The organism is Psychrobacter sp. FME13 (assembly GCF_014861395.1).
GTDB lineage: Bacteria > Pseudomonadota > Gammaproteobacteria > Pseudomonadales > Moraxellaceae > Psychrobacter.
In genome coordinates this window covers 1-2,754 of record NZ_RRYV01000242.1, presented here as the reverse complement: position 1 = coordinate 2,754, position 2,754 = coordinate 1, and the positions used below count along the sequence as shown (strand labels likewise).

The 2,754-nt window shown below is 37.7% G+C and carries 4 protein-coding genes; all 4 read right to left on the bottom strand.

Annotated elements, in window-relative coordinates:
- Positions 1-64: 64 nt before the first annotated feature.
- Entirely contained in the window at positions 65-322 is a 258-nt protein-coding gene (locus EI164_RS15500) for a type II toxin-antitoxin system YafQ family toxin (protein WP_192520861.1), read from the bottom strand.
- Positions 315-611: a type II toxin-antitoxin system RelB/DinJ family antitoxin gene (locus EI164_RS15495; protein WP_192520860.1), complete on the bottom strand. Its 297-nt coding sequence runs from the start codon at positions 609-611 to the stop codon at positions 315-317. Before EI164_RS15495 ends, EI164_RS15500 begins: the two co-directional genes overlap by 8 nt.
- A 240-nt stretch (positions 612-851) precedes the next feature.
- Positions 852-1,838, bottom strand: coding sequence for a replication initiation protein RepM (gene repM / locus EI164_RS15490; protein WP_192520858.1), 987 nt, complete (start codon positions 1,836-1,838; stop codon positions 852-854).
- 272 nt (positions 1,839-2,110) lie between these two features.
- Positions 2,111-2,754, bottom strand: a 644-nt coding sequence (locus EI164_RS15485; RefSeq protein ID WP_225739351.1) for a hypothetical protein, incomplete at its 5' end; no start/stop codon positions are given.

Genomic DNA, 2,754 nt, shown 5'->3' with positions numbered 1-2,754 from the left:
TTCTCTTTGTTGTGGTAAACAAGAGTGTAAGGCGTTGCTTATTTTTTTCAACTATTTCCCAATTCTATACAGCCCCTAGCCTGTGTAATATCAAATCTGTATCACCTTCGAATTCATACAGCAGTACCAAATCAGGCTTAACATGACAATCCATCAAGTGCTTTTTGTCACCCGTCAGTGCATGGTTACGGTATTTGATTGGCATTGATAAGTCATTAAGTAAGCAGTGCATGACTTCAATCCATTGTGGTGTGATCAAATCTTTGGATCGTTTTTTAATATCTCGCTTGAATTGATTTGTAGGTATAACAGTTCTAGCCACGAGAGAGCCCCTGTAACGCCTCTAGAGCCTCGTTGGGTTCGAGTCTATCCAATTTACCCGCTTCATAGTCTAAACGTCCTTGCTTAATGGCTTGTAGCGTTTGATCCCCTAACACTAAGTCGTCAGCTTGATAATCAAATGATAGCGGTATTTTTTTGGTTTTGGCGACATTGACCAAGAACATTCTAACGGCCTGAGAGGTTGTCATGCCGTAGTTTTCAAATATTTGGCTGGTTTCATCTTTGAGTTCTTTCTCAAGTCTCATGTTGAAATTTACTGTACTTGACATAATTTGTACTCCATTTGTACTTTATATGACATTGATTGTATGTCATATAAAGTACAAAAACAATTATATTAACAATACTTACTTGCCTGATTCTCGGTAGTGCCTTGTCTTTTTTATCAAAGCTTCCTGGCTTACGCTGTATGATGTGCATCATTTCACGCATGAACAGAGTTTAGAAAACTCTCATCAATACAAGAGAACCACTTATAGTAGACTGTTTGAGGTGGTCATTTTTGGTTATTATCTTGAGAAATCGTACTCTGCTTCGTTCCCATCTAAATACTCACGTATAGGACGCTTTTTGCTGAATTTAGAGGCGTCTTTCTTGATCTCACCAACTATAAAATCACTATACGCTGACCAGTTCTTACCAGCGTCGCCTTTAGCAAGACCACTATACGTGCTTATAAACTCTTTATGCCGACTGATACGCCACAGCTGCTTATCAGAGAGTCCATCAATCGTGAACATATCTCCGTTATCAGCATCACGAAGTTTGATTGTTTTATCAGCTTTAGACTTAGACTTTTCATGCACAGTAAACGTAAAACCTATGATTTTGCGACCTTGCTTTACATTCTCATATTTAACTTTAATATTGGTCTTTTCATTAATCTCATTAACAGCTAAATCAAGAACACGTTTTTTGAAATCTCCCATGTTTTTATATTCATTGACACTGATTCCTAGCTGACCTCTCAATATTTCATAATCAAATATATCTGTCTGTCTAGCGCTTAACCATTTGACGATTAGCTCATACAAACGCACAGAGTAGATGCTATTGAGCGTTGCGATGAACTCTAGGTCATATTGTGTAAAGTGTGAGCTTAAGCGAGTAATTTCATTAACAACGGCAACAGTAAAAATAACTTCAATACGTCCCTCGCTTTTAACGTATCTGACTTGCTGAACCCAGTTTGTCTCAATTTTGCTACCAGTATCATCCAAAAACGTAAAATAACGTGCCCTTAAGCCTTTTCCAGCTTGGGCTAGTATCTTGTAGGCAGTATCAATTTGTACATCAAAAGCTTCAGCGTATCGTTTTGCACTTATAGACAGCGGCTTATTGATCTCTAACCCTTGTTCTGTCTCTCTTGCATCAACAATAGCTAGCTGTATTAGACACATCTCCGTTAAAGATAAACTTTGAAAGGCTGTAACAATCCGGTTTGATTTCACGACTAAGTCTTGCACACCATCTTTTTTCTTTCTCTTTTCGTTCATTAGCTTTCCCTGCATCTAGTTGATAGATTTATATTAATTGACAATTATATCAATAGTCAATTAATAGTCAATTAATATAATGTCTATTAGTGCGGTATAAACGTCCACTTATAACGGTATAAACGTCCACTTATGAGGGTTACATCCATTTACCAGTAAGGTCTGTAGCGGACTTAAAAGCTATTAAAAGCATTAAAAGCCTTTTTGGTTGTTGATAACTGATTAAAAATCAAAAGTAATTAAGGCATAGTTGGATGAGTATAGAAACATCATTAAAAAGGATTAGTATCTGAGTTTGATCGGTTTTGAGTGCCACTACCAAATGGATTGCTACCATTGTTATTGCCATAGTTTATTGTCGGTTGCTGACTACGATGTGGTGTTGGAGCTGGTGTTACTTTTGGCATTGGACGCCCACCAACCAGACGACAAAATTCAATGTTTTTTCTACTGTCACTATCGTCACAGTTACTTGTATCAACGAGCATATATGCCTCACCATTTACAAATTTGGTGTTTGCATGAGTCAAAGCGTTGTCATAACTCATTTTCATCGTTTGTAGATCGTTTTGGCTTTGAGCTTTGACATGCTCCAGTTGTTGTATCTCAGCTTGTAGGGCTCTAACATCATCATCGTTAGCCTTCACAACTAAGTGCACGAGCAAAAGCATCACAGCACAAATGATTGTGATCGGTATAGCAATAACACCAATACGCCAACCTATTTTTTTTAAATCCTCATTAAGTTTAGCGCTTGCTTGTTTTGCCAGCGTTCCAGCGTTCTCCATATCTTCTGTTACAAGTGACATTTTTACTTTTACTTGCTCTGATAGCTCGTTAAATTCCGCGTTTTCAAATTTTGGTGGTGTATCAGAAAGTATGCTGAGGAGATAAAAGGAGGGTGACAGCCAAAGCA

What these genes read in the sequence shown, in the direction of transcription:
- repM (WP_192520858.1), bottom strand. Translation starts at nt 1,838, where the DNA reads ATGAACGAAAAGAGAAAGAAAAAAGATGGTGTGCAAGACTTAGTCGTG.
- EI164_RS15495 (WP_192520860.1), bottom strand. Translation starts at nt 611, where the DNA reads ATGTCAAGTACAGTAAATTTCAACATGAGACTTGAGAAAGAACTCAAA.